The organism is Methanospirillum sp. (assembly GCF_035560735.1).
GTDB lineage: Archaea > Halobacteriota > Methanomicrobia > Methanomicrobiales > Methanospirillaceae > Methanospirillum.
In genome coordinates, this window is sequence record NZ_DATMYY010000130.1 from 1 (window position 1) to 2,721 (window position 2,721).

Sequence of the window (2,721 nt, forward strand, 5' to 3'; positions counted from 1 at the left end):
ACCTATCCCTGTTTGACTACAACCAGGTAAACCTGTTCCTGATTTGTCTGATCAGAGCGGCCTGGCTGCTGGTTTAAACTCTGGAACCGCTGATGGGAGGATGATTTATCCTTTCGATCAAATCCCTGGCTGTGTTTTTCACCTGGGAAAGCCTGATCTCCTGATGGTCCCTGAGTCATCTTCTCCTGGCCCGGACATTGATTACACATTTTTCTACCTGATTCAGGAGAATTTTCCGACATTTTTTCCTGGTGTCCACCATTATGTGGGCCTGTGAACCGATCATTTTGGCCAGGTTCCATACCAGAGCCCCTCATACACGGACAGGTATCATCACGGGAACCCATCTCATGGTCTGCCTGTCCCTGTTTCATCATGCCGGGGCACCCCTGATTCGATCTTAAATAGCCGGGGTCATTTTCTGATACCTTATAATCCTGATCTTCATCGCTGTGAGGACCTGCACCATCAGGTTTCATCATTTTCATCTGACACTGACATGCCATCCTAGAGCCGTGCTCAACACCAACATTTTCCGTTGATGATGAACCAGACTCTCCAGAACCAGGCTGACCATTGGATCTGTGCATCTGATCGCCATTATTTCCCTGGTCAGAGGCTTTCATCTTTTCGTCGTTCTTCGGGAAGGAATCTGCCGGGTTGTGACCGGAAGTTCCTTTGTACATAAGAAGTAATCCGGTTCCTGCAAATAACAGGGCTGCGATTATTACCAGAGATGCACAAATGAGCAATGTTCTGTCTACCAATGTATCACCATCATGGTTGTTGATGTGAGAGAGATTCCAATCCCCGCAAATACAAAGTATAATGACCCCGATTTAAATAATAAGTATATTAAACCCGCAGATAGGGATAAGGAACCACTAGGTTGTGTGCCCCTAACGATCATATCTAGGATTGATCTCAAAATTGGCGATGCTGTAGAAGGACACTATAGGAGTTTTAGCATGTTGTCTGATAGAAACATCGACCCAAAAGCGTTACCAGATAGAGGGGGTCTGATAAAACGATTAAATCAAGAATATCGGTAATTTGAGCATAGATTATAGGCTGATTTTAGAGGGGGGTGTTGAGCAGATCAGAATGGGGTTTAATCGGCTAAATATGGCAGGAATCCGTGATTAATATCAGAGGGACACCTGATAGGGTAGAAAGATTACATAAATGCAAGTGTTATAGACGTGCCTAAATAATTCAAGTGCTATTTGAAAGATATATATCTTGAGTAGTCGATATTGGTAACATTGGTCATGGCGGGTACACAGAGAGAGTCCGGGCTATCTGAAGTCATCGGGTTTATCTTAATAATCGCAATTCTTGTCGTAGTTGCTTCGTTATATGTAACTTATGTTGTTCCGGCTCACGGAAGAGAGGCGGAAATCGCACATATGACATATGTCAAAAATCAATTTGTTGATTTTAAGATGGCAATGGATTCGTTGTGGATTAATAGTCAGGTAAATACATCATTGGCCCAGAACTTCGAAATGGGAACATTAGGGCAGAAAACTGAGGGTCAGTTTGTTTTTCTTCCGTTAACACAACCGATAGGTTCTGATGGAGAGATGAATGTCAGTACTGATCAGAGCGATGGGACAATACAGATTGCAATAAGGGGGCTATTTAAGGAGGCATCAGATTCTGGAACTTCACTTTCATCATCAAATTCAGAATTATCCAACCAGATATATGCAAATCCTGATTTATATCGACAATTACTCAATTATCAATCCTTATACCCATCAAAAATTGTAAATATGATTCGGATACCTGTTCCTGTGGACTCTGTATTAACAAACCAAATTCCACAATCTCCAAATGATTTTTCATCTAACCAATCAATTTCCTATCATCTCTGTGATATCTACCCTAACTCAACCAATACTGGAACATACCAGACAACATCTAATTGGACGGCTTCAATAGATCTACTACGGGTCCCAGCATTTTCTGTTTCTCAAGCAAATGCATCACCATTTAGTTCAGCAAAAAGCCCCTATCAAATGAAGGCTGATTACCGGTATGACCTGACAATGAGTTTGACTAAATTAAATCAAACAACAAATGCAAGATACCCGGTTTTTCAAAATTTCACCCTCAATAGTTCGGCCTCAAGGCCATCTGAATATTGGATCAACTTCCAAGACCCTGCATATGGACTGGATACACTGGGTCCAATGGTTGTAAAGTGGTCGAATGGAACAATATTGCAACAATATACCGGTACAGCAAATTTAACCCAAAATTGGGATATTAATGTAAGCGGAGAAGTTAATGTTTCAACCGCGATAAACACAACGCTTCTTGACCAAGCCATCAGATCAACATATTATTCAGTAGGATCGGGACCAGTAACATCCGGGCCAACCCCTCTGGGTAAATTTACGTACACTGGTCGGAATTACTACTGGGTACCACAACAATATTACTATCAACTTGGAGGAGTCTTCTTAACGCAAGATGGTAGCGTGTCAAAATTACTCCCATTGATTTCATTGGGAGTCACAAACACCACAGGGAATAATACTCCAACAATCAGCATAACCAAATTAATAATTACAGGAGAGGATAATCAGGACATCTCTGGAACAACACCAGTACAGGTATCCTCAAGGATTTCACGCATCTGGAGAGGAGTTCTAACTGACCAAACATCTCAAAAACGTTATTTCCTTGCACCAGTATCACAAAACGCAGATG

1 protein-coding gene and 1 pseudogene are annotated in these 2,721 nt (G+C 41.8%); one reads left to right on the forward strand and one right to left on the reverse strand.

The genetic code is table 11. The features are described from left to right. Window positions 1–2: 2 nt before the first annotated feature. Entirely contained in the window at window positions 3–767 is a 765-nt protein-coding gene (locus tag VN429_RS04055) for a hypothetical protein (RefSeq protein WP_325630064.1), read from the reverse strand. Window positions 768–1,271: 504 nt separating this feature from the next. Between VN429_RS04055 and VN429_RS04060 the strand changes: the two are divergent. Beyond that, a pseudogene (locus VN429_RS04060) lies at window positions 1,272–2,721 on the forward strand (hypothetical protein); the annotation flags it as partial.